At 34.8% G+C, this 25,437-nt stretch carries 18 protein-coding genes; 5 read left to right on the forward strand and 13 right to left on the reverse strand.

The annotated features are described in order from the left end of the window. The first annotated feature begins 9 nt into the window (after positions 1-9). From Q0L65_RS01195 to Q0L65_RS01215, 5 genes are all read left to right on the forward strand, one after another. Entirely contained in the window at positions 10-732 is a 723-nt protein-coding gene (locus Q0L65_RS01195; RefSeq protein WP_296682546.1) for a hypothetical protein, read from the forward strand. 30 nt (positions 733-762) lie between these two features. Further along, a complete protein-coding gene (locus Q0L65_RS01200; RefSeq protein ID WP_296682547.1) occupies positions 763-3,210 on the forward strand; it encodes a LamG-like jellyroll fold domain-containing protein in 2,448 nt (815 codons plus the stop codon). Between the two features lie 14 nt (positions 3,211-3,224). Then, a complete protein-coding gene (locus tag Q0L65_RS01205) occupies positions 3,225-3,410 on the forward strand; it encodes a PID-CTERM protein-sorting domain-containing protein (protein WP_296682549.1) in 186 nt (61 codons plus the stop codon). Positions 3,411-3,811: 401 nt separating this feature from the next. Beyond that, on the forward strand, positions 3,812-4,417 hold the full coding sequence (locus Q0L65_RS01210) for an exosortase/archaeosortase family protein (RefSeq protein ID WP_296682551.1): 606 nt from the start codon (positions 3,812-3,814) through the stop codon (positions 4,415-4,417). Next, positions 4,404-4,802 carry a hypothetical protein gene (locus tag Q0L65_RS01215; protein ID WP_296682552.1) on the forward strand — a complete coding sequence of 133 codons (399 nt, stop codon included), beginning with the start codon at positions 4,404-4,406 and terminating at the stop codon, positions 4,800-4,802. Before Q0L65_RS01210 ends, Q0L65_RS01215 begins: the two co-directional genes overlap by 14 nt. 79 nt (positions 4,803-4,881) lie before the next feature. Here the strand turns inward: Q0L65_RS01215 and Q0L65_RS01220 are convergent, their stop codons facing one another. The 13 genes from Q0L65_RS01220 to Q0L65_RS01280 all read right to left on the reverse strand — a co-directional run bounded on the left by Q0L65_RS01220 (position 4,882) and on the right by Q0L65_RS01280 (position 25,420). Next, a complete protein-coding gene (locus tag Q0L65_RS01220) occupies positions 4,882-5,616 on the reverse strand; it encodes a sugar-binding protein (protein ID WP_296682555.1) in 735 nt (244 codons plus the stop codon). 59 nt (positions 5,617-5,675) lie between these two features. After that, positions 5,676-6,791 (reverse strand): formylglycine-generating enzyme family protein, encoded by a 1,116-nt coding sequence (locus Q0L65_RS01225; RefSeq protein WP_296682557.1) that lies wholly within the window; start codon positions 6,789-6,791, stop codon positions 5,676-5,678. A gap of 49 nt (positions 6,792-6,840) precedes the next feature. Beyond that, positions 6,841-8,346, reverse strand: a complete 1,506-nt coding sequence (locus tag Q0L65_RS01230) for an arylsulfatase (RefSeq protein WP_296682559.1) — start codon at positions 8,344-8,346, stop codon at positions 6,841-6,843. A gap of 70 nt (positions 8,347-8,416) precedes the next feature. After that, entirely contained in the window at positions 8,417-9,208 is a 792-nt protein-coding gene (locus Q0L65_RS01235) for a gluconate 5-dehydrogenase (protein WP_296682560.1), read from the reverse strand. Positions 9,209-9,244: 36 nt separating this feature from the next. Beyond that, positions 9,245-10,375 (reverse strand): DUF4861 family protein, encoded by a 1,131-nt coding sequence (locus Q0L65_RS01240; RefSeq protein WP_296682562.1) that lies wholly within the window; start codon positions 10,373-10,375, stop codon positions 9,245-9,247. A 6-nt stretch (positions 10,376-10,381) separates the two neighbouring features. After that, a complete protein-coding gene (gene kduI / locus Q0L65_RS01245; RefSeq protein ID WP_296682564.1) occupies positions 10,382-11,224 on the reverse strand; it encodes a 5-dehydro-4-deoxy-D-glucuronate isomerase in 843 nt (280 codons plus the stop codon). Between the two features lie 117 nt (positions 11,225-11,341). Then, positions 11,342-12,835, reverse strand: a complete 1,494-nt coding sequence (locus Q0L65_RS01250; protein ID WP_296682566.1) for a sulfatase — start codon at positions 12,833-12,835, stop codon at positions 11,342-11,344. After that, on the reverse strand, positions 12,836-14,410 hold the full coding sequence (locus Q0L65_RS01255; RefSeq protein WP_296682568.1) for a DUF4955 domain-containing protein: 1,575 nt from the start codon (positions 14,408-14,410) through the stop codon (positions 12,836-12,838). 37 nt (positions 14,411-14,447) lie between these two features. Then, the gene (locus tag Q0L65_RS01260) at positions 14,448-15,656 is read right to left on the reverse strand and encodes a glycoside hydrolase family 88 protein (protein ID WP_296682569.1); all 1,209 of its coding nucleotides are present in this window, start codon (positions 15,654-15,656) and stop codon (positions 14,448-14,450) included. 13 nt (positions 15,657-15,669) lie between these two features. Next, the gene (locus tag Q0L65_RS01265) at positions 15,670-17,280 is read right to left on the reverse strand and encodes a RagB/SusD family nutrient uptake outer membrane protein (RefSeq protein WP_296682571.1); all 1,611 of its coding nucleotides are present in this window, start codon (positions 17,278-17,280) and stop codon (positions 15,670-15,672) included. 18 nt (positions 17,281-17,298) lie between these two features. Then, the gene (locus tag Q0L65_RS01270; protein WP_296682572.1) at positions 17,299-20,529 is read right to left on the reverse strand and encodes a TonB-dependent receptor; all 3,231 of its coding nucleotides are present in this window, start codon (positions 20,527-20,529) and stop codon (positions 17,299-17,301) included. Between the two features lie 269 nt (positions 20,530-20,798). Then, a complete protein-coding gene (locus Q0L65_RS01275; RefSeq protein WP_296682574.1) occupies positions 20,799-22,268 on the reverse strand; it encodes a sulfatase in 1,470 nt (489 codons plus the stop codon). Positions 22,269-22,324: 56 nt separating this feature from the next. Then, entirely contained in the window at positions 22,325-25,420 is a 3,096-nt protein-coding gene (locus tag Q0L65_RS01280; protein ID WP_296682575.1) for a chondroitinase family polysaccharide lyase, read from the reverse strand. Between the last annotated feature and the right edge of the window lie 17 nt (positions 25,421-25,437).

The raw sequence follows: 25,437 nt of genomic DNA on the forward strand, positions 1-25,437 counted from the left end.
ACTATAATTATGACTAAATTTTATCTGTATTTTATCTTCAACTTCGTCTGTTTTTGTGTCTCGGCACAAACCACATTCTTTTATGAAGATTTCAGGTACAACGGCGGTAAACGAGGTTTTACCGGACAGGTGGTACAACAAGGAGGACAAGTCCTGACGGAACTCAACAAAATAGTTTCGGATATTCCTGATGCCTCAGACAGTAGCTTTGGAGAAGCCGATAGCAGACCGGCTAACCGAATTCCTCAAAACGAAGGGCGTGATCAAAGGGCTATTATTACTTCGGGAACCAATGCCATTACGAGTACTAATTTTCCCATTGATGTCTATACTGTTTTTACAACGGTAGATTTGACTGAGTCTAACCCTTTAATTCCTGCGGGAGATGCCTATAGGTATGCTTCTTTTTGGACACAACGCAAATACGGCGAAGGCGATTTGGCCACCATTACTATACTAGTTTCAACCGATTACAAAGGAGATGCAAGCACAGCTAAATGGACAGTGATCCCATTACTTTCTGGAAAATTAGCCACTACTGCTGATAAAGCCAAGTTTGTAAAAGCTATTGTGGACCTCAGCAGCTATGCCAAAAGCCCTAACGGAAAAACCGTAACCTTAGCCTTGCATTACCAAGGGAGCGATGCTCCTTACAGTGGATCCAAACGCAATGGTACTTTTAGTATCTCTGATGTGCAATTTATTTCGCAACCCAAAAAAATGAAACCATAAAAAACAATTACCTAACTAAACTGAATAACAATGAAAAAAATTACTTTATTAATTATCTCATTCTTAAGTTTGACCATAGCGACTCAGGCTCAAACTAATAACTATCTTAACATTTCTACAACTGGATCTCGTCTTAAAATCACAAATAGTTCAGCAATTAATGTTACAGCATCTCAATCTAAAACTATTACATTTAGGATTAAAATTCCTTCAGGAAATAACACTAATTTTAGTAAAATTATGCTAAAAAACGACTCTAGTTCTGCTGGAAATGGACAATATGGAATTACTTTTGGAAGCAGCACTACATTACCTCATACGGATATAAGACTATTATCATCTAGCACCACACCAGCTGCATATGGTAATTCAAATAACAATTCTCTTGCTTCCACTATAAATGATGGTAATTGGCATCATTTTGCTTTAGTATTAAACGATATTGATGGAAAAACCAGATTATATTATGATGGTTTTGTATTAATTTCCTCAACAGCACCAGGAGCTATCGATATGACTAATACCTCTGATCTTTATTTTGGAGCTTCAAGTACAGGAGGAACACCAGTTTTAATGTCTATTGATGATATTCACATTTGGGATACTGCTTTAACGCCGTACCAAATAATAAACGATATTAATACAAGTATTAATGCAACAACAGCACCAACTACAACTGGTTTATTAGCGGCTTATGATTTTGAATCTGCAACTTTATCTGCCATTCCAGATATTACAGCAAAAACAACTTCAGCTACTGTGATGCAAGCAGCTTCATCTACAGATGCAATTTTGACGAATCCATCGAATATAAATTTTACTACTTCAACATTCTGGAACGGAAGTTCTTGGTCTAATGGAGCACCAACTAGCTCCTTAGACGCATTTATTTCAGGTAATTACAACGAAGCTACAAATATTACTGCTAAATCCTTAACAGTAGATAACAATGCAATAGTAACTATTCCGTCTAATACCAAGATATCATTAACTGGAATATTGTATGTAGGAAATGGAAGTAATTTTACACTAGAAAATAATGCTAATTTAATACAAACCACAACTAGTTATAATGTTGGTAATATTACTGTTAAAAGAAACTCAGCTCCGATGGTACTGTACGACTATACCTTATGGTCATCCCCTGTGACATCTCAAAAATTATATACTTTTTCTCCATTGACGGCCACAACTCCAACAATTAGATTCTATAGTTACAATACTGGCACTGATAGCTACGATAATACAGGGTTATCAAGCTCTTCTAATTTCGCAAGATGCAAAGGGTATGCTATTCGTGCTCCCTATAATTACACATCTAGTCCCCAGACTTTTAATGGGCAATTTACAGGGGTTCCAAATAATGGTACTTTTACAATTGCGTCTGACTTTAGTGGTTCTGGATACAATTTAATTGGAAATCCCTATCCTTCTCCTATCGATGCAACTACTTTTGTAACAACTAACACTGCTGTGATTGAAGGTACACTCTATTTTTTAAGCCACAATATTAAAAGCGATGGTACAAGTTATGAAAGTACAAGTATGCAATATGCTACTTGGAACTCAACAGGCAGTGTTGGTGCTCCTGCTGCTTTGGGTAGTTCAACAATAACTGGAATGAATAATACAAGTACTCCAAATGGAATTATTCAAGTAGGTCAAGGATTTATTGTTAAAGCTAAGAATACTGCTGCTGCCAACATCACCTTTAACAATGGGATGCGAACTGTTACTGGAACAGCTGCCAATGCAGACCAATTCTTTAAAATGGCTACTACCAAAAGTGCTAATTCTACTATTGCAACTGAAAAACATAGACTTTGGTTGGATTTAACTAATGCAAATGGAGAGGGTCTAAGCCAATTATTAGTAGGATATGTAGATGGTGCTACTAATGAGGCAGACAATTTATATGACGGAGAAGAATTTGGGAATCCAAAAACTAGTTTAACGTCTTTATTAAATGGTAAAAACTATACTATTCAAGGTCGTGCCTTACCTTTTGCTGATACTGATACTGTTCCTCTAGCTTTCAAAGCGGCAACTAAAGGGACCTACACTATTGCTCTTAACAAAACGGATGGAGTATTTGCTACTGATCAAGAAGTATTGTTAAAAGACAATGCTACGGGTACCCTTACCAATTTAAAAACAGGGGGCTATACTTTTACGGCTACTGCTGGAACGACTAATTCACGTTTTGAGTTGGCGTATGCTAAATCAGCTATTAATACTATGGGATTAGAGGCTCCTATAACTGCAGTAAAAAAACAAGGAGTATTTCACATTAATACTAATGGCGCTATCTTGAAAGATGTAGCGGTATATGATCTGCAAGGACATGAAATATTGAAACAACAAAATATCAATAGTACTACTAGTTCATTAACAGGATTACCATCTACTAGAGGGGTACTGATTATTAAAGTAACTACCGATACTAACCAAACACAAACTATAAAAATTATTAACTAATTAAGTCTAAAATCATGAATAAATACAACTTGTTTTTCGCCACACTATTATTTGTATTAGTAAGTACTACCACCTATGCACAAGCTAATCCACCCGCAGATGGAACTGGAGATGGTGTTCCTGTAGATGGTGGGTTAACTGCTCTTTTAGTGGGAGGCGCTATCTATGGTGCCAAAAAATTAAAAGAAAGAAAAAAATAAAAGGAAGTACCGAGATACGATAGACGATATACGATTTGTGATTTGCGATATACGATATACGATATACGAAGTATGAAGTTGGAAAACGCGAGACGTCTGTCATGCTGAACTAGTTTGCTTCGACTGTTCGCATTCGTTCGAGTCAGCCTCTATATACGAGGTTAGGAATCAGACCCTGAAATGACTTCAGGGTGACAGATGTATCGTTATGTACGTTTTATTGCTTAGAACTTATATGACTTTATGTGCCTTATATGGTTTAATTTATGAAGTCTATTAAGTTAAAAAACAACTCGTCTGTCATGCTGAACTTGGTTGCTTCGCCTGTTCGCTATCGCTCGAGTCAGCATCTATTCAATAACGAATGTTGAACAAAGAATGTTGAACAAAAAATTTTAAAAATGAAAAATAGTATTGTACACTATTACCATTCTTTTATAAATGAAACCCCTGCAACAATCAGAGCATTTCTTAGAAATGCTTTGGTTGTTTTTGCAGTGTGGAAAGTGGTGTATTTAGTTTTTTTATTTGATAATAGATTCCTGGATAAACCTCTTACCGATCATGTTGGGGAAGGTACAGCTTGGGCATTAAACCTATTCACTACTGAAAAAGGGTTTAGCTCAACCTCAGAAATAAAAGAATCCATCTTTGAAGGACAAATACAAATTTTGGAAGTGGCACAGGTAAGACAACACGGAAAGCCTATTATTCTAATTGCAGATCCTTGTAATGGACTCGAATTAATCGTGTTGTATATTGGATTTATAGTGTGTTTTCCTGCTTCTTATTTAAAAAAAGGAGTCTACATTGTCTTGGGCACTTTAATTATTTATTGGGCAAACATTATTCGCTGTAGTGGTTTAATATATATAAAATTGCATTATCATTACGATCTGTTCCAATTTGCACATCACTATGGTTTTAAAATAACACTGTACGGAATCATTTTTATGATTTGGATGCTATTTACTAAAAATATAAAATTGAAGAATGTCGTTATATAAAACAGAGCGCCGCCGTTTTGTAATGGGATTGGTTATCATTGTATTGATTTACTCCGCCTATTACATCTATTTTGCCGATACTCCTGATGCTATTCTTATTCCAAGAAAAATACGGCATTTGATAAAATTTGGCACCACAATTCTTGTTTATGTTGTAGGCTCTTTTCATCTGGGTACACTTCAACAAAAATGGATGGGAATGTTGTGGCATTGCATTCATATTTCGCTCTTAGTTACCATTACCTCTATCGGCTTGTACGATTGGACTTTTGGAATGGTATCACAACCCACTAAAGATCTTGCTCAGTCCATGCAAGAGTTTTTAATCTCTCCTGTTTTGTATGTAGGAATGGGGATTTTGAATAGACAATTCAAAAAACAATAGACAAAAAAACCAACACAAAATTACTTCTGTATTGGTTTTAACAAAACTAAAAACTACTAATTTACACAGTACTTCTCGGTTATTTCACAATTTCTGCAAAAATACGATTAGCCTCTGTTGTACTTATTGTTTCGATAGTACACTCGTCATCTTCATCCGTTTTGGACATCAATAGCAGTACTCCAAAAGAATCTGAAATATGAAAATTTGGTGAATTTGTATTTGGATTTATCCAAGTAATCCAAGTAGGTTCATACCCATTCTTTCCTTCTTTTTTACTATATTTTGCTCTAAAAATACCCGTTTCAATTCTTCCATTTTGTACCAAATCTAACTCTTTTAAAGAGTCAATACTAATAGCTCCTTCTACCGTGAAATAATCATCACTAATAAACGATTGTACTTCCAAACCATTTTCTGGCCAATTCCAATTAAAATCAAATTCTTTATTCGGATGTGCCTTAAAATCCATAATCCTAGCAGACGCATCGATTTCTAAACAATAATAAGGGTTTAAATTTTCATTCTTTCTAAAAAAAAGTTCTACCCTATCTGATTCATTGATACTATATACCGTATCGTCTTTTTTATTAATATGCACTAACGAATCAAAGACTGTAAAGCAGAAAAAAAGTGTAGTGCCATCCCATAACGATCTGAATTTAATTTCTGGTATAGTTTCGCTATTCCATGGAGAAACAAATTGATCTAATATTTCGGCATTATCCCAAAGAGGAGAATCTCCCTTCCCTGATATAACTAATGTTTTGTTCTTTATAAACTTAACTTTATATTTATTCGATATTGATTGCATTTCTACTAATTATTTTTCAGCAGTAATTTTTGTATCAAAACTACTAGCACTTAATTCTATTATTTTACATCCGCTACACACCTAAAACCTGTGTGTTCTAAACCTGTATCTGGTGATGATTTCATCCTTGCGGTTACTCTATATCCTTTACAATAAGAAGCATTACAAAGGAAAGAGCCTCCTCTTACTACTCTTTTAGGAACAGTTGGTTCCATAGGGTCATAGCTTGTATTGGGTCCTTTAGGAGCAACTGCAACGCTATTTTTTACATTGGAGTAATAGTTTGGATCGTACCAATCGCTACACCATTCCCAAACGTTTCCAGCCATATCGTATAATTTATACCCATTTGGCACAAACGATTTTACAGGCGCTAGTCCCTTAAATTTATCCGATGAAATATTTAAATAAGGAAACTTTCCTTGCCAAATATTGGCTTTTGGTTTTCCTTGCTCAGGGGCTTCATTCCCCCAAAAATATTTTTTATTCACTAAACCGCCTCGGGCAGCAAATTCCCATTCAGCTTCTGTTGGCAATCTTTTTCCAGACCATTTTGCATACGCATTGGCATCATCCCAAGAGACATGTACCACTGGAAAATTATCTTTTCCTTCTATAGTACTATTGGGTCCTTGTGGATGTCTCCAGTTAGCTCCTTTTGTCCAACTCCACCATTGTGAAGCATCATTCAAGTCAACCTCCGTTGTTGTTGGCTTAAAAACCAATGAAGCCGCCACTAAAACACTCTCGTCTGGTTTTGGTGTATTGGGAGGCAGTTGTTTCTTGATTTCTTCCCAATCGGGTTTTATTTCGGCAGTAGTGACATACCCTGTTGCTGCTACAAATTTTTTAAATTGAGCATTCGTAACTTCCGTTTCATCCATCCAAAATGGACTCACTTTAACTTTATGTTGAGGGTATTCATCAGGTCTTCCCTCATTATCAGCGGCACCCATACTAAATTCTCCTTCAGGTATTTGCACCATCCCGTCATAGGAAAGTGCTATAGATGTAGCTACAGTACCTTCTTTTGTCCCCATCGAATAACGAGAGGGCAATGACGATTCGCAACTTTTAGCATTTTCGTTTACTTTAGATTGTACCTCTTCCGTTTTTTTATTACAGGCCAAAATTACCAATGCTAAAAAACTCGTGATTACTTGCTTATACCTCATTTTATCTTTTTATACAATTAAATCCTCTTAAAAACCACAACCCATTTGATTAGTTTTTAGCTTTTATCTTTTGCAAGATATCCGCTAATCTTTTTAATTCTTTGGGATGAGTTTTAGCAAGATTTACTTTCTCTGAAATGTCTGTACTTAAATTATACAATTGTGGCTGTTGATTGTTACCTAATTCGGTATTAGTCAAAACATCCATTGTAGGTGCATTGTTAGGTTCTATGTATTTCCAATTGTCTTGAATAATTGCAATTGAGTTGATCCCTTGCTCTACCAAAGTGGTTCTCCCTTTGGTTGATTTTCCAAGCATAACATCCCACATATCTTGTCCATCTAAAATTTCATTCTCTTGTAACTTTATATTTACCATTTTAGAAAATGAATGAATCAAATCAACCTGACAAACTAAAGCATCTGAAACCATTGACTTAGTTTTTCCTGGCCAACTCACAATAAAAGGCACTCGAGTACCTGCTTCAAAGGCGCTATATTTACCTCCTCGCAATACTCCAGAAGGTGTGTGTCCATTTAATTTTGTCACCGCTTCATCCTGATAACCATCGTCAAGTACAGGGCCGTTATCACTACTAAATACTATAATTGTGTTTTCGGCAATATTCAGATAATTCAATTGTTTCATAATTTCGCCCACTGTCCAATCTAATTGCAAGATGGCATCACCTCGATACCCCAATTCACTTTTGCCTTTAAACATAGTAGAAGGCATTCTTGGAACATGGGGCTCTGTCAATGCATAGTATAAAAAGAATGGATTGCTCTTATTGGTCTCTATGTACTCTTTTGCTTTTGACAAAAAAGTGAGAGGCATTTCTTCATCAGTCCATCTCGCTTTATTACCTCCACTCATATAACCAATTCTTCCAATACCGTTTACAATGGTATTGTTATGTCCTTGACCAGGAGAAGACTGCATTTTTAATAATTCAGGATGGTCTTTACCAGTTGGATCCGTTCCAACATTTTGTTTATAATCTACCTTGATTGGGTCGGTAGCATCTAAAGCAACTACTCTATGATTTTCAACGAATACTGAAGGTACACGATCTGCAGTTGCTGGAAAAATAAAGGAATAATCAAACCCTACTTCATTAGGACCTGGTTTTAGTTCTCCATTCCATTCCTTTTCTAGACTATCTCCCAATCCTAAATGCCATTTGCCTACTATTCCTGTTTTGTAGCCCGCTTTTTTAAACAAAGAGGGTAAGGTAAGTTGGTCTGTTGGAACTATCAGTGCAGCATCTCCAGGTAAAATACCTGTCCCTTTTTTGCGCCAAGGATATTGTCCAGTCATTATTGCGTAACGAGAAGGAGTACATGTAGCAGAAGTGGCATGTGCATTCGAGAATTGAACCCCTTGTTTTGCTAATTTATCTAAATTAGGAGTATGTATTTTTGTAGCTCCGTAACAACTTAAATCTCCATAACCTAAATCATCTACCAAGATAAAAATTACATTAGGATTCTGCTGCGAAAATATTTTTCCAGCAAGTAAGCACATCAATAGTACAAGTTTTATTTTACTCATATCTTAATCTCAATTTATTGGTAATACTATGATTTAGTTGTTACGGCAGTGTTTTTTATACGTTAAAGAATTAATCTTCGTTTGAAGGTTTACCTATTGTTGCTAAGATTCCTCCATCAACATATAGTATATGGCCATTTACAAAATCACTAGCTTTAGAACTCAAAAATATAGCAGCTCCTTGTAAATCCTCTGGGTCTCCCCAACGAGCAGCTGGTGTTCTACTGATTATAAATTCATTAAATGGGTGTCCATCAACTCTAATCGGAGCTGTTTGACTTGTTGCAAAATATCCCGGTCCGATTCCGTTTGTTTGGATGTTGAACTTAGCCCATTCTGTAGCCATGTTTTTAGTCAACATTTTCAAACCTCCTTTAGCAGCAGCATAAGCACTTACAGAATCTCTTCCTAGTTCGCTCATCATGGAACAAATATTGATAATCTTTCCTCCACCTCGTTGAATCATTCCTTTTACTACTGTTTTTGATACAATGAAAGGACTAATTAAATCCACCGTGATTACTGCAGTAAAATCTTCTACTTCCATTTCAATAATTGGAGTTCTTTTAATAATTCCTGCATTATTGATTAAAATATCGATAGGTCCAACTTCTGATTCAATTTGTTTTACACTAGCAATTACAGATTTCTCATCGGTAACGTTAAACACATATCCATAAGCCTCAATTCCAACAGATTTATATTCTGCAATCGCCTTATCTAATGCTTCTTGTGAAAGATCGTTAACAACAATTTTTGCCCCTGCATGACCTAATCCTTTAGCCATTGCCATTCCTAGACCATGTACACCTCCTGTTATAAGTGCTGTTTTTCCCGTTAAATCAAAAAGGTTTATTGACATAATTTTCTTTTTTAAATAGTTATTATTTATCTTGATTTATTTCACATTTACAATTAATGGTGCTTTTAATTCATTGAAGAAAACATCTAAATAATTAAACCATGCCTTAGCATTAGTTATATCTCCTTCTTTGTCCCAAGCACCTCCAGTATAATAAACAACTGGTTCATTATTTTTCACAAAAGTCTTTGCTAATAATTGAGTCGTATCTACCCACATAGTGTTTACAGGAGTTAATAAAATAGACCCCACGGCAGTTGTACCATCAACCCCGTGTGTAGGCTCCCAATATCCTAGTATTCCTTGTTGTTCATTCAAAGAAATTATCCCTGTTTCAGGTCTTTTAATAATTCCTACAACAACAGGTAGAGGTTGACCTCCTTCATACGAATAGACATTTTCTATGCGATTCAAACGAGACCCTGCATCTAATGAGATTGTTTTTGTCGCTTTCACTTTTATACCTCCTGCATTCCAAGTATCATAACTCAACTTGAATGAAGTACGTAACGGACCATTATCTAACACTTTCCATTGATAATAATTTCCTGAATAACGAATAGTATCCTTGACAAATGGTGCCATATTGCCTGCGCCTAACGAATGACCAACATGGTAGTAGTCCATTCCGTTACCGTGATCAACATGATAATCTCCTAATTTATATCGTTCGTTGACAATCATCTTTTTAGTTCTTTTAACCCAAATGTCAATCCCATACGCATCTTCTTTTGTGTTTTCAATAGCTTTACCGTAGGTACGAAAAGCGATGTGGTCATTTTCCCAAGCAAAATCATCTTTTCGTTCCGGTACAAAACGAGCATAGGTTTTGGTTTCAAAAATTTCAGGCTTTCCTTTTTGTATCGAAAGTGAAAGTGTCGATGTCGCATTTACATCAACTTGAACTAACAGATTTTGTATTTTTTTAAGCCCCTGATGTTCTAACTGAAAAGGAAGTTGCTTTTTTGTTTTTGGATTAATTACAATAAAATTGGTTGTATCTATTTGTGGGTATTTCGATAAAATAGTTCCCCATTTAATAGACACAACAGCTTCTTTTCTAGTAAGAGCCGAGTTATTTTGAATGGTAATGGTTGCTATATTTTGAGCCCAAAAAAAGGTTGGAAAAATAAAAGCGAAACACAATAAAAATTTAAATGATTTCATACCGTTTTATTTTAAATCTGTAATTGCACAATGATCCATATCGCCATAGTCTAAATTTTCTCCTGCCATTCCCCAAATAAAGGTATAGTTTGAAGTCCCTGATCCAGAATGAATCGACCAATTTGGCGATATTACAGCCTGCTCATTTTGCATCCAAATATGCCTTGTTTCTTGTGGTTGTCCCATAAAATGGCAAACACTTTGATTTTCTGGAATTCCAAAATAGAAATAGGCTTCCATACGTCTGTCATGAGTATGCGCTGGCATTGTATTCCACACACTACCTGTCTTTAATTCGGTCATTCCCATTTGAACTTGACAAGTAGACACTACGCTATTAACAATCAGCTTATTTATTGTACGATGATTCGCTGTTTCTAAAGAACCTAACTCTACTATTTCGGCTTCTGCTTTAGTTATCTTTTTTGACGGATAAGTTTGATGAGCTGGAGCGGAATTGATATAAAATTTAGCCGGATTATTGCTATCCACCGATTCAAAAACAACATCTTTAGTTCCTCTTCCAATATAAAGAGCTTCTTTAAAATCAATTTCAAATCGGACTCCATCAGCAAGAACAATCCCTTTTCCACCAATATTAATTATACCTATTTCTCTTCTTTCTAAGAAATACTGTGCTTTTAAATCACTGGGATTCGTTAATTCTATTTTTTTTGTTACGGGCATTACCCCACCAATAATAAATCTATCATAATGCGATAAGGTAAGTCTAATCTCATCCGAACCGAAAATGGTTTCAATTAAAAAATTATCACGCAATTCTTGAGTATTCATTTGTTGCGCTTCTCTCGGACTTACTGCAAAACGAGCTTCAAAATTTGATTTCATAAATATGTTTTTAAGAACATCATCTGTTCTTAGTTATTGTCTCTCTATAATTAACCCTCTCAATTTTATTGCAGGAATACCTGCTAACATCGATTTAAATACAAGAGGTTTCGTTTTTTACTCTTCTTCTATTGTAAATCCATCATTGGTTTTTTGAAGCCAATGCTTTAAAACAGGTTTTAATTTCTTAACAATTGTATTGTTTGGATTATAAATATTTTTCATCTCAAAAGGATCTGCATTCAAATCGTATAATTCAAAAGCACCTTTGTTTTTCTTTTTGACATACGCTAACTTGTAATCTTTGGTACGAACACCTCTAAATCCAGTATTAATTTTAGCATTGTTACTTATAATCGCTCCCAAAATAAATTGTTCTGAAGGTGTATTCCCTTTTCCATTTAAGAAATATTGAGCATAGCTTGTACCGTCTAAATCTTTTGGAATGGCATTTTTAAGCCCCATCAAGTCTAAAATTGTTGGGTAAACATCTGGAATACTTCCCAAAAACTGATTGTCTTTTCGAGCCATGATATGACCTTTCCAATAAATGATAAATGGAATTCTTAAGGATTCTTCAAAAATATTATTCTTAGACACCTCATCGTGTTTCCCTAAACAATTGCCATGATCAGCCATTATAATTACAATCGTATTGTCATCTAATTTTTGATCTTTCAATCCTTGAATAATTCGGCCTATTTGTTCATCAACTCCAGTAATATTGGCATAATAATAACGAATATCTTTTCTATACTGGTCGCCATTCTCTGTTCCTACTGGTGGAATATTAGCATCCTTAACCAAAGAACTTAAGGGTACGTCTTTGTAAATATTATAATAATTTTCAGGAACTGTTTCATACTGTGAATGAGGCGGATTCATGGAAACTACTAATGAAAAAGGTGCATCCGATTTACGCAATTTCCCTCCTTCATTTTTCATAAATTCTATCGCCTTATCAGCTTCGTGTATAGGTCCCCACTGATTTACATAATGAAAATTATCACGAGTAGCATTGGTATCCCAATACATCGGTTTATTATGCACATCATAAGTTCCATAACCGTACCAATAGTCAAAACCATGTCGTCTATCAGGAGCTGTCCATTCATTCCAAGCTACTTTTCCAATATTGTTAGATGTAGGAATATAAGGCTCATAAGGTGAATCCAAATGCCATTTTCCGATATATCCATTGGAATATCCATTGGATTTTAAAACATCCGACCAACAAACAGCCTCTTTTTGTAATTCAATTCCAAATGGTGCTGACGAAGAATTGACATTGCTGTACACACGATTTTTAATTGGAAATTGTCCTGTCATCAACATCGCTCTGGCAGGTGAACAAACGGGATAGTTACTCACCATTTGTTGTAATACTAAACTTTCTTTAGCAAATTTATCAAGATAAGGTGTCTTAACTGGTTCTTTTCCTTCAAATCCAAGGGCTTGACCTCTCCATTGATCAGCAAGAATAATTAACAAATTCGGTTTGGTAGTACTCTTAGTACTATTTTGAGCAGTACCAACTAATCCAATCAATAGTATTGGAAAAACCAAAAAAATTCTTTTAACTCTATTTATTGTTAGACTACTTTTCATCATTTATTCCTTTTTAAGAATACTCAACCATTCTGGTGTTTTTTTCAGTCTTAATTCTAATTGTGCTTCATAAAGAGAAGCTGGTACTACTTCCTTGTCTAAAGATTCTGAATAAGAAAGTTGATTTAAGTTAAATGTAGTACCTGAACTTTTGTATCCAACAATCATAGGACTTGGAATTTTCCAATATTTTTCGGTTTTAGGCCAAAATTCAAAATTATCCGCTTTTTCATTCGTCTGGCTGTAATTCCACATCACTAAACCTTGCATATGATTGGGCATGTTTTGCATTGCACCTCCTGCTCTACTACGCATCAGTCCTCCAGATACATTATCTAAAAGCGTATTTCTTGGCTGACTTGCATGAGATTCAAAACAGGTAGTAGCAGGATACGTACACTTCCATATAACCGTATTCATCGATCCATGCGAAGATCCAAATGAGTGCCATTGCGAAGCTTCATCGATACACTTAGCGATTAATACATTCGTTGAGCCATTAGAAGTAATTGCTTCGTGTCCTCCGTTTCCTGTAACTTTACAATTAAGTACCGAAACATTGGCACTTTGTGCTACAATTGCAGCCACACTACAATCTGTGAATCGGCATTTTTTAATCCAAGAATTTGTGATTCGAGAAAAATTTAACATCGTATATCCGCTATCGTCTTGCCAAGAGCGATGGTGTACAAATTTTTCTTTCCAATTACCCACAAAAGCAATATTTTCAATACCTACCTCCTCGCTATTAGCAAATTTATAGACTTCCCAATTGTATTTAGAATCGATATCATAAGAAATTGGAGCCGCAAGTGTAATTGTATTAGAAGAAATTGATTTGATTTGATAGAATACTTTAACATCAATACCCTTATTTATTAAATAAGTCCATTCAGAACTAACCTCATTTTCTCCTAGTTCTTTTTTAATGAGTTCTGGATTGTTATCTAATAATTTAAGAATTATCCAATCTCCAGGTTGTAAACCTTCAGTAGTGCTCACTTTCAAATCAAGGCTGCCTATCTTTTGAGAGGTTGTAACTGTTCCTATTTTTTGGTCAGCCCCGCCAGAAGTAAAAAGAAACAACGGTGGTACAGTCCACATTTTTGAAGGATCTGCAGGTGGCAATGTATTCTTCATGTATAGTTCAGTTCCTCCTTGCTCTGAACCACTTCCTCTAAAAATAATCTTACTACCTTTTGATATTATTTTATTAGGTTCATCCTTATTCTCATTTACCAAAAACCTTCCTTTAGGAAAAAAAACAATTCCTGAGCCGTTTTTATTAGCCGCAGTTATAGCTTTTTGAATGGCTTTTTTATCTGATATCGTATCATCAGGAATAGCACCAAAAGTTGTTACATCAAATACTTTATAATTATTGACATTAGGAGTAGCGATTTCTCCATGGTGATAACCAGCATAAGAGAATTCAGGCAATACACTTCTGTCTTTCTTAAAATTTGTAAATATGGTAGCCTCTTTTTGTGCAAAAGCGACAAAATTGATCAGAAAAAATAAAAAACTAAATTTTACAAAATTTTTACTGAATTTGGTATGGATTGTATTGTCTCTCATTTTGTGTTTTTGTTTGAATTACTTTTAGTAAATACTATTACAAGTACCACTTTTTATATCTTAGTAATGCCTCCAAAAAGTAGTAATCAGCATAGGTTAAAGGAGTATCAACTTCACTTTTATGAGGAATTGATCCCACGCTATGCATCAATAGAAATCCTCCATTTTTGCCTAATTCAGCTCTGTATTTTGGACTAGATAATACTTTAAGAATAGTTTCGGCTACCTCTAGATATTCCTTTTTTTCTTTACCTGAAGTGTACTGTGCTAGTTCCAATAATGCAGAAGCATTTATCGAAGCCGAAGATACATCTCTAAGTGCATTAGGAATGTCAGGTGCATTAAAATCCCAATACGGTACTTTATCTTCGGGTAAATTAGGATTAGTAAGTATAAATTGAGCAACACCTCTAGCTTGTTTTAAATAATCTGGATTTTTAGTAAAACGATACATCATTGTATAGCCATACAAAGCCCAACTTTGTCCTCTACTCCACGCACTAGAATCAGCGGCACCCTGGGCTGTAACTTTTTTACGAACCTCTCCAGTATTCAAATCATAATCCAATACATGATAACTGCTATAATCCGGTCTAAAATGATTTTTTATGGTTGTATTTGCATGGTTTTCAGCAATAGAAGCAAAACTTTTATCTGCACTATTTTGACTTGCCCATTCTAACATCTCAATATTCATCATGTTATCGATAATAACCGGTCCCACGAAACCTTTTTGTCTTAGTCCCCCATCTGTAATCTCCCATGACTGAATTACTTTAGCATTAGGACGATAACGTGTGGCTAACGATTTAGCCGACTGTAGTATTACTTTTTTGTAATACTCATTTTTAGTTAGTCGGTAGGCATTTCCAAAACTACAAAACATCATAAACCCTAAATCGTGGTTTTTTGTAAAGTATTTTACAGTGTCTAAAACGGCTAATTTCTTATTTGCTTCAGCTAGAATTTTTGGATTTTTAGTGTATTCGTAAATATAGAACAACGTGCCTGGATAAAACCCACTACACCACCAATACGCATCTGTGTTAATGTTTTTATTATTTCGAAATGTTCTTGGCAAAGAATCTGAAGGTGTATTGCTAATTAAAAATTGATATTGTTTTGCCGCAAAATCAAAATTAGACGCAATCAGTTTTTGCATCAATTGTTGGTCTTTGTTCTTTTGGGCTAGTGACACCAACCCAAAAAAACATACAACCACTAAAATATAATTATTTAATTTCATTTCTATGAACTAATTACCACCCTTCGTTTTGAGTCATATTTTTATTTACAGATAATTCTTTTAACGGAATTGGATAAAGTAAGTTTCTTGTAGTTACATTTCTACCTCCTAATCCACCATACGAATCTCCAGTCCCCCCATTTGCAGTAATTTCAGCTCCAACAGAGTTCATTGTACTTACATATTTATTCCAACGAATTAAATCCATGTGACGTGTTCCCTCAAAGCACAGCTCTAACATACGTTCATTTTCAACAGCTAATTGGAAATTATCTTTAGATAAACCTGCAGCCAAATCGGAAGTTGTACTCGTTGTACTGATACTTAAACCAAAGCCTCTTCGTCTTACTTGATTCACAGCGTTGTAAGCAGCCGTTGTAGGTCCGTTCACTTGATTTTCCGCCTCGGCAAACATCAACAAAACATCGGCATAACGCAATACTGGGAAGTTAATTGGAGTGTTATTTTTATGTTTTGGCGAAGATAATTCAAATTCTCTTCTCCATTTAGCACTATCTCTTCCATAACCTGTAGTTGTAGTAATGTTCGTTTTAGCTCCTGTTGTACCATTGTACTTAAATGGCGCCAATACCCAATCACGGCGTAAATCACCCGTTTTATAGGCTTTGTAAAGTCGAGCAGTCCCTCTAATAAATCCATAACTGTATCCAATTGTAGGATAAGCTGAACCCGTAATTGTGATTCCGTTGGTGTTTCCTAAACGTCCTGTTTCTGAATACCCATCTGTACTATTTCCTTTAAATTCAATTTCCCACATACTTTCCTTAACATCATAGATGTCTTGTGCTTGATTGATGAAAATCTGACTGTAAGCATTGTTTCCAGATATAGCAGTATTATAAGTGGTTCTTAAAGCATGTTCTCCTGAATCGATTACTTTTTTAGTCCATGACAAAGCCTCACTATACTTGCTTGTGTCATTCAAAGGATAACCCGCCATTTGCAAACATACTCTTGCTAAAATTCCTTGCACTACGGTTTTAGACACACGACTTGAATAACCATAAGAAGTTGATGTAGCTACTTTAGCTTCAGCTGAAGTCATATCTTTCAAAATTTGCGCATAGATCTCGCTCATTGGAGTTGCTTTAGCATAAACATCATTCGGAGTCGTTGTTGGCTCTAATTTCATAGGTACATTCCCGAAATTAGTGACCAATAAAAAGTGATAATACCCTCTTAAAAATAACGCTTCACCCAGAATAACTTGACGTTTGGTTTCGTCCATTGGTGCTAAATTAATATTGGCAATCAAATCATTGGCACGATTTAATCCAACATAACACGCAGCCCACAATCCTGTAATTTCAGCATTAGAAGGATCAATTACATTAACCGAAAGATATTGAAGATCATTCGTCTGTGTAGTACGCGCTAAATAACCTTCATCGGTGCAAGCATTATACCCATTAAATACGTTATTTCCATACAAACTAGCCGATCCTAAGACATCATAGACTCCAACCAAAGCACTGGTTAAACCTTTTTCATCTGTATAATATTGTTTGATTGAAATTTTGTCAATTGGTTCTGTATCTAAATAATGGTCACAAGAAGTAACCCCAAACACAATAACTGCTACTAAATAATATATCTTTTTCATCTCTTTATTTTTATTTATTTAAAAATTGATGTTAGTTCCAAAAGTAAAGGTACGCGCTCTAGGATAAGCCGAAAAATCGAATCCAGAAGTCAATGCTGTATTGTACACATTTACCTCAGGGTCTGGTCCAGAATACTTGGTCCAAGTAAATAAATTTTGTCCAGAAACATACAAACGTATCGATTTAATATTCATTTTTTGAACCCATTTGGAATCAAAATTATATCCTAAAGAAATAGTTTTCAAACGCAAGAAAGAACCGTCTTCGACGTATCGTGACGAATAACCTCCTGTATAAAATCCTTTAGTACGGAAAACATCTGAAGTAGGATTTGTCGGTGACCAACGATTTTCATAGCTTGAAAATTGGTTCAATAACATATTGTTTACAGAGTTTCCGTCAAACAAAATTCGATTTGCATTTAAAATATCATTCCCATAAGACCATTGAAAGAACACATTCAAATCAAATCCTTTGTAGGTAAAATTATTAGTAAATCCTCCAATATGTTTTGGCAAACCACGCCCTATTACAGTATAATCACTTGAATTTACAAAAAGATCTCCATTCTGATCTTTATATTTAATATCTCCCGGTTTAATATTAGCCCTTATATTTCCATTAGTAGCTACATCTGCTTTTAACACAAAATTATAACTAGCATATTGAGCAGGATCAACAGCAGTAGGATCAACAATAGAACCATCGGCAATTCTAGTAATATTGAAATCTGCATATTTATAAGTCCCCAACGACTCGTATCCATACATCAAACCTAGAGGCTGTCCTATTTTTGTAATATAGGCTGGCGTACTAGACCATTTATTATCCCAGTTGATAGAACTTTGAATATCTTCTTGATTATCTGCCAATGCAACTACTTTACTTTGATTGAAAGCAATGTTAAATGAAGTTGACCAGCTGAAATCTTTGGTTTGGATATTTTTAGTATTTACCGTTAACTCCAATCCTCTATTTTGGATAGCTCCAACATTCTTTAAAGCCGTACTAAACCCTGAAGACAATGGTAAATCAGCTCTTAACAATAAGTCTTTTGTCGTTTTTCTATATACATCCGCCTCCAATGTGATGCGTTGTTTGAAAAATCCTAAATCCAACCCTAAGTCTACTTGCTCTGTAGTTTCCCATTTCAATTTTGAGTTTCCTAGAGTCAATGGCACTACTCCCTCTACATATTGATTGTTGAAAACATAACTATTCCCTATCGGATTATAATAAGTCGTTAAATAATCAAAATCACCTACTCTATTATTTCCGGTTTGTCCATAACTAGCACGTATTTTACCGTCTGAAAGTATTTTACTTGATTTAAGTAATTTTTCATTTTTGAATTTCCAAGACAATGCTCCCGAAGGGAAATATCCCCAATGGTTCTCTGAAGGAAACTTAGAGGAACCATCTGCTCTCATAGAAGCGGTAAGGAAATATTTGGAGTTAAAATTATAGTTGACTCTGCTTAAGAAAGATGCCATAGTCCATACAGACTGAAAGGTATCTACTCGTAATGCCACACCCTTATCTAAACTAGCAATTCCCAAACTTTCATATTCAACAGGAATTTGATTAGCTGAACTTCCATACGATTTGCTAGTTTGTTTTTGAATGGTAAATCCACCCAAAACATCTAAAGTATGTTTTTTGCTTAATTTTGGTTTCCAAGTCAAGGTATTTTCATTCAACCAGTTACTCGATTGTGAGTAAGAAACAGATCCATTGATCCCATTATTATTTCCTGGTCTTCCATAATACGTATTTGTATTATTGAAAGATTCACTTTTAACTCTATTTTCAATAATTCCATTAGAAACACGAAGTTTTAAACTTGGAACTATTGTGTATTCTAAATAGGCATTTGTATTTAAACTCTGCGTTTCAGTAAAACGATACAAATTATTCAAGTTAAGGAGTGGATTTACACGATAATCATTAGCCGGATCGATATCCAAATCTATAAGAGAATCTTCATTTGATGTTGAACCATTTACTGGTTTGTATCCCCAAACAGAAACCATAATATTAGTTGTGGCACTTCCTGTAGATGCAGCAGGACTAATCCCTGTTCTTTCTAATTGACTAAAATTAGTATTTACCCCAATTTTTAAATTGTCTGTGATATTGTGATCCAAAACTAATCGTCCTTGGTATCTTTTGTAATCCGAATTAATTAAAATTCCGTCTTGATCAATGAAGGAAGTAGAAAATGCATATTTCGTAGCTTTATTACCTCCTCGAACAGAAAAATCAACATTTTTCATTGCTGCAGTACGAGTTACTTTGTCCTGCCAATCAATTGACTGTGCATCTTTATAGTAGTCTAAAGTTTTTCCGTCCGTTAAAAAAATTTGTGCCGGCGATTTAAATCCAGTGCTTGACACCAAAGTTGGATCTAACTCCAATTGGTATTTCACGAACTCATACGGACTCATCAAATCCATTTTACTAATTGTTTGCTGAAAACCATAAGAAGTATCAAAACTATAAACTGGAGCACCAGTTTTCCCTTTTTTAGTAGTAATCACAATTACACCGTTTGCCCCTCTAGCACCGTAAATTGCTGTTGCCGAAGCATCTTTCAAAACATCTATTGACTCAATATCTTTTGGATTAATAATCCCATTGTTTGGATTTTCCATTAAAAAACCATCCACTACATATAATGGAGAATTCCCTTGAGTTACTGAATTATTTCCTCGAATAACGATATTAATTCCTGCACCTGGTTGCCCATCTGAAGATGTCACTTGCACGCCCGAAACACGACCAGCCAATGCTTCATCAAAAGATCTTACTGGAGCTCTCAACATATCCTTAACTGATATTTTACCTACCGACCCAGTTACATCGCTCTTCTTTTGAGTACCGTATCCAACTACTACAACTTCTTCAAGACTAGTAGTCAAAGATTGCATTACAACATTGATTACTTTTTTATTATTCACAGCAATTGATTTATCTTCGAATCCAATATAAGAAAAGACAAGAGAGTTAGTAGGATTTGCTTGTATTACAAACTTCCCTTCTTTATCCGTTAAAGTTCCCACTTTTAATCCTTTTACTTTAACAGTTACACCTACAAGAGGAATTGAACTTTCATCTGTAACTACACCGTTTATAGTTTTATTTTGGTTCTGAGCAGATACTGAGATTCCAAATAAAAGTATACTAACGAGTAAATATTTATTTACAAAGCCTAGTTTTTTAAACTTAATTTTTCTTTCTGCATGCATAATTTTAATAGTTATAGGTTAAATTATTAAGACAATATTATGTAAACGTTATCATATAAACAAGCTAAAATCCAAAAAAATGTGCTCGAGCACATAAATTAATTTAATTTGTAAGTTAATAATTACAAATTGTTATTTACATTCATTTTGAAAATCAAGAACTTATGAAATACTATCTTTAATTTACTGTCTCTATTAAAAAAAAACACTTTAAAACTAAAAAAGCGAAACATTAAAAATGTTTCGCTTTCTGTTCTTAATTTTAAGATCTATTTTTCTTTGGTAGTACTTCTAAAATATTCATTCACATTGTACTTTGAAAAAGGAGATAATGCTGCTTGATTTTTAGGAATATGTTTTTTTAATCGCTCGATTTCTCTCTTGTATTTTTTATCTGCTGATAGATTATTCCATTCGTTCGGGTCTGCAAATAAATCATAAAATTCCGTCGAATTATCTTCGTATTGAATCAATCGATATCGAGAATCAGTTACTGCAACATTACCTTTACCATATGCTGTAATCGCAACGTATGGCCATTTATAGTCTACTGGATTTTGAATAAGAGGAAGTAAAGTGTGTCCCTCATTTGTTTTATTTTTAGGTAATTTACATAAATCAGTAAGTGTAGGATAAATATCTAAAAGTTGAACTGGTTTATCACATTTAGTATTTTCTTTTGCCTGAGGTGATTTAAAAATAAGCACTGATCTTGTGTCTCGTTGCCATAATGCTGCTTTGGCAAACCTATTCTTTTCTCCTAAATGATAGCCATGATCAGACCAAAGTACAACAATTGTATTTTTAGCATACTGGCTTTTCTCCAAGGCGTCTAGCACTTTCCCAACCTGTTCATCTACAAAATTGATACAAGCTAAATAAGACTGTACCGCATTTTTCCATTGGTTAGTTTCAATCAACCAATCTGTTGTTGGCATCATCGGCACTTCAGCTACCATTTGTCCTAGTTTTGGAACATCATCCATATCAGATTTTAGATAAGGTGGGGTTTGAATCTTATCTAACGGAAATCTATCCATATATTTTTGAGGAACATACCAAGGCACATGAGGACGAACAAAACCAACTGCTAAGAAAAATGGTTTTTGATGGGCTGATTGCAATTTTTCAACTGCCCAAGCCGCTGATTTAAAATCAGGCATTTCACTCTCGTCTTCAGGGAAAGCTCCCCAATCAGTATCTGTTCCTTTTGGTTTTCCAAACCATTCTGGATTATAATTAATTCGTTTCGGAGGGAATGGCCCGTATAAATTATTAGAAACCGTTTTATATTCATCGAAAACATGGTCATTGTCACCAAGATGAAACAATTTTCCAACTCCCATAGTTGTATATCCATATTGTTCAAAATAATCTGGAAGATAAATTGATTTTTGAACCGCATCATTAGACTTTTTAATATTTAAATCGTCTAACTGAAGATAATTACCCGATGTAGTTGGCAAAAGTCCTGTCATCACAGCAGCTCTCGAAGGACCACAAATTGGTGCTGGACAACTAGCATTGGTAAAAAGAATCCCTTTAGATGCTAATCTATCAATATTAGGAGTCACCGTTTGCGGATGACCTTTAAGACATCCAACCCAGTCGTTTAAATCATCAACGGCAATAAAAACAACATTGGGAGATTGTTGAGCACTAATCCTAATTCCAAATAGTACGATAAATAACGTAAGATAGAATTTAGATGTCTTAATACCATAAATTTTATTATTCATGTTTTTTTATTTAATTAGTTAACACTTTTATATTTCTCTTTGAAAAAACTAAAATCTTATTTTTTCTGGATAAGCAACACTTCTCTAGTCATACCTTCTCTACATACAAACTCAATTATTGTAGTTGTCGCAGTAGTTTTTACTATAGAAACGTTTGATGTTGTTGAATTGATATCCCATATTCCTGCAAGTTCAACTTGTAATTTTGATTCTTTAGATTCATTATCAATCCAATCTCTACTATAAATACTACGTTCAATACTTTTTCCATTTGAATCAAATTTTTCATCTGCAGCACCTTCATAAAAACGCAAATCAGGATCGGCAACACTTAATCTAAGTAGTTTACCTTCTCTACGAGTCATTAATAACGAAGGTAATGAAGTTTTCAAAATTTCCGTTTTCACATTAGCATTACCTGCTTCAAAAAAAGCATAACCAGTGGTGTTGGCTATTTTATCATTCACAATATGTACTTGATTATCGCATCGCAAAACACTATACGATTGTTTTTTTGTAAAAGAACTCACTTCTGTTGGAGTTGGTTGAACCAAAACAGCATATTCATACCTTCCATCAATAGGAGCAAATCCATGTGATATAACTGCAGTTGTAAAATCCCCTTTTGTTGGTTTTGAATTCTTTTGGTGAAACGAATGTTGTTCTTTTCGCTCTACCCTTACCTCTCCATTTTTCACAAAATAAACATTGCCATGTGCATCTCCCAGTATTGTTTTCCCCATAAATTGATTTCCATAAGGAAACTCTGAAATTTGATTTCCATTAACCATGGTAGCGTCTGTTTTACTTACAATTTCTTCTTGAAAAAGTGTTGTTTCAACAGGAAATTCTTTGCTTTCATTTCTAATATTTGATCCTAAAGCGATAATTCGATTATCAAACATAAACCAAGACTTATTCGCTTTCAATTTCCCATTGTATTTGTCGTGATCGTGAAGTTTCATCGCAAAAACACCTTGTTCATTAGCCAAGGAAACACCTCCTGCATAGGACTCGTCTGAAAGTAACATCTCTTCCACTCCTGAAAAAGCATCTACATTTAACACATTTCCTTTCAATTGTTCTATAGGCAAAACCATAGCTGTAGTTCCCCACCAGTGATTCCAATCCCAACCTTCTTGTCTAAACCCTGAGGCTGAATTAGTAATGGGGTCACCAGATGCCATTATCTGCATATTCCCAAAATTAAGATAACGACCATATAGATTTGCCGATTCGTATATTTCGCTATTCCAAAGATAGCGACTAAACCCTTTAAAAGAGACCATCCAATTCCCACGACGATGAATAGACAAACAAGAATATGGAAAAGTTTTATTCCCTACAGGAGACAACTCCGCTTGTAAACCTTCCGTTTTAAAAATAGTATTAAAGCGATCTTTCTTAGTCTGCGTAAGACGCATATAAGCAGAGGCTAGATCTTTGTCTATTTTTTCGGTTCGGTCAGGTGAACCAGCCAATGCCAGTTGAGAAAAATGCTCTGGTATTAACTTCCCTTTTCCTTCTGGATGGCGCCCAGAAAGTGATAAAGGCCATTCGGTAAGATTACAGTAAAAACGAAAAGCCAATAACGCATTTTTTAAATTTTCATGACTTTCTTGCGAAATTGCAAATGGTGTTCTAGACAAAAGTGACACTGCTCCTACCGCTCCTTCTGTACCTCCAATAGCGTAAGCTGGATAATGATTTCTGTGATGAAAAATTGTACTATCTGATTTGATTGCTGGCGCCAATCCTGGAGCTATCTTTAATCCATTATCTGCCCAACGACTGAATGATGTAAGATAGGTTATTTTTTCAGGAGAATCTTTAAGCATCAAAATACTTGACAATCTTCCTATTAGCGAAGTGTTGAATGAATCTACGTCTATCCCTAAAGCAGTAGGTTTAAGCTTCACTTCACCAGCGCCTGAGAACCATTCCATAGATTGCTGTATCGATTGGTCTAAATTTGCTTTTACTAAAACCTCTTTCATTAAAAACATCGCAGGATAATAATTCCTCATATTGTAGCCTAAGTGATGTAATGTCCCCATGGCACTACCTGCTGCAAATCCTTGATCAGTCATGTGCTTGGTAAGAAGAACAAACATAGACGCAATTTCTTCTTTACTTTGGCTATCACTCTCGTTATGATACGCATTGGCTAAATCTAACAATAAATCATTAGCCTCTTTTAGCGACTGACCAATGGAGTCAAAAATAGTTGTATTTCTAATTCCACCAAGACTGTAATACGTTTCAGCATAACGTTCAAAATAAATTGGTTTTCCAACTATACTGCCATCTGCATTTGAGCTAATAGCGTAGTTTTGAAATCGTTTCTTTAATCGTTCTACCTTTATCCCTTTTTTAGTCAGCAACTGTTTTTTAAGATTCTCTTCTACGCTTCTAAGACCTTTCAACTCCTCTTCACTCACACTACTTTTTACTGGAAATTCAAATGAATTGCCCCATGATTTATTCAAAATTAACCAATGGCTATCTGTTTCCTTATTGATATAAGGAGCTTGAAAATCAGCTGTATGATGTCGAACATCTTGATACGAAGAAAGAATCACATGATCCAACAACAATTCTCCTGTGCTTACATTAGGGGCTATAATTCGTAATTCGTCCATTCCATCTTCGGGAGTACCCTGCATATCTCTATCAAAAGCAACCCACGCTCCTCTCCATCCAGTAAAGTTCAAACCATAATCAAACCAACAGCAAACTTTTTTATTTTTCAAAAACTCAAAACGTATTGACTTCCCTTCTAATGCCTTTTTACCATAGATCCAAAAAACAAAAGTAGATAACGAGGTATCTTTAGGGTCTGGATTATTTTTCAAATACCCAATAGATTGATTTATATTAATTGAAGCAGAAGGTTTTACCCATTTCCAACTTAACGAACGATTCCCATGTTTAAAATGCTCATTAGTTGTTTTTAACAATGATGAAGAATTTGCCTTAAAAGGATTAGTGTTCTCTTCAAATGAGAAAAGATTGGGATGATTAAATTCTTGGGCTTTTATTGTTCCAAAGCTGAAGAAAAGACAAATACTTAAAATCAGTAACCTCATTCCCGTTGATTCATTTTGGGATTTCCAATTGGTATTGTGATTCGATAGAAGGTAATTTTTCATATATTTTTATTTGAAAA

The organism is Flavobacterium sp. (assembly GCF_024642105.1).
Lineage (GTDB): Bacteria > Bacteroidota > Bacteroidia > Flavobacteriales > Flavobacteriaceae > Flavobacterium.

What these genes read in the sequence shown, in the direction of transcription:
- Q0L65_RS01240 (WP_296682562.1), bottom strand. Translation starts at nt 10,375, where the DNA reads ATGAAATCATTTAAATTTTTATTGTGTTTCGCTTTTATTTTTCCAACC.
- Q0L65_RS01215 (WP_296682552.1), top strand. Translation starts at nt 4,404, where the DNA reads ATGTCGTTATATAAAACAGAGCGCCGCCGTTTTGTAATGGGATTGGTT.
- Q0L65_RS01280 (WP_296682575.1), bottom strand. Translation starts at nt 25,420, where the DNA reads ATGAAAAATTACCTTCTATCGAATCACAATACCAATTGGAAATCCCAA.
- Q0L65_RS01210 (WP_296682551.1), top strand. Translation starts at nt 3,812, where the DNA reads ATGAAAAATAGTATTGTACACTATTACCATTCTTTTATAAATGAAACC.
- Q0L65_RS01205 (WP_296682549.1), top strand. Translation starts at nt 3,225, where the DNA reads ATGAATAAATACAACTTGTTTTTCGCCACACTATTATTTGTATTAGTA.
- Q0L65_RS01230 (WP_296682559.1), bottom strand. Translation starts at nt 8,346, where the DNA reads ATGAGTAAAATAAAACTTGTACTATTGATGTGCTTACTTGCTGGAAAA.
- Q0L65_RS01195 (WP_296682546.1), top strand. Translation starts at nt 10, where the DNA reads ATGACTAAATTTTATCTGTATTTTATCTTCAACTTCGTCTGTTTTTGT.
- kduI (WP_296682564.1), bottom strand. Translation starts at nt 11,224, where the DNA reads ATGAAATCAAATTTTGAAGCTCGTTTTGCAGTAAGTCCGAGAGAAGCG.
- Q0L65_RS01235 (WP_296682560.1), bottom strand. Translation starts at nt 9,208, where the DNA reads ATGTCAATAAACCTTTTTGATTTAACGGGAAAAACAGCACTTATAACA.
- Q0L65_RS01260 (WP_296682569.1), bottom strand. Translation starts at nt 15,656, where the DNA reads ATGAAATTAAATAATTATATTTTAGTGGTTGTATGTTTTTTTGGGTTG.
- Q0L65_RS01220 (WP_296682555.1), bottom strand. Translation starts at nt 5,616, where the DNA reads ATGCAATCAATATCGAATAAATATAAAGTTAAGTTTATAAAGAACAAA.
- Q0L65_RS01270 (WP_296682572.1), bottom strand. Translation starts at nt 20,529, where the DNA reads ATGCATGCAGAAAGAAAAATTAAGTTTAAAAAACTAGGCTTTGTAAAT.
- Q0L65_RS01225 (WP_296682557.1), bottom strand. Translation starts at nt 6,791, where the DNA reads ATGAGGTATAAGCAAGTAATCACGAGTTTTTTAGCATTGGTAATTTTG.
- Q0L65_RS01275 (WP_296682574.1), bottom strand. Translation starts at nt 22,268, where the DNA reads ATGAATAATAAAATTTATGGTATTAAGACATCTAAATTCTATCTTACG.
- Q0L65_RS01265 (WP_296682571.1), bottom strand. Translation starts at nt 17,280, where the DNA reads ATGAAAAAGATATATTATTTAGTAGCAGTTATTGTGTTTGGGGTTACT.
- Q0L65_RS01200 (WP_296682547.1), top strand. Translation starts at nt 763, where the DNA reads ATGAAAAAAATTACTTTATTAATTATCTCATTCTTAAGTTTGACCATA.
- Q0L65_RS01250 (WP_296682566.1), bottom strand. Translation starts at nt 12,835, where the DNA reads ATGATGAAAAGTAGTCTAACAATAAATAGAGTTAAAAGAATTTTTTTG.
- Q0L65_RS01255 (WP_296682568.1), bottom strand. Translation starts at nt 14,410, where the DNA reads ATGAGAGACAATACAATCCATACCAAATTCAGTAAAAATTTTGTAAAA.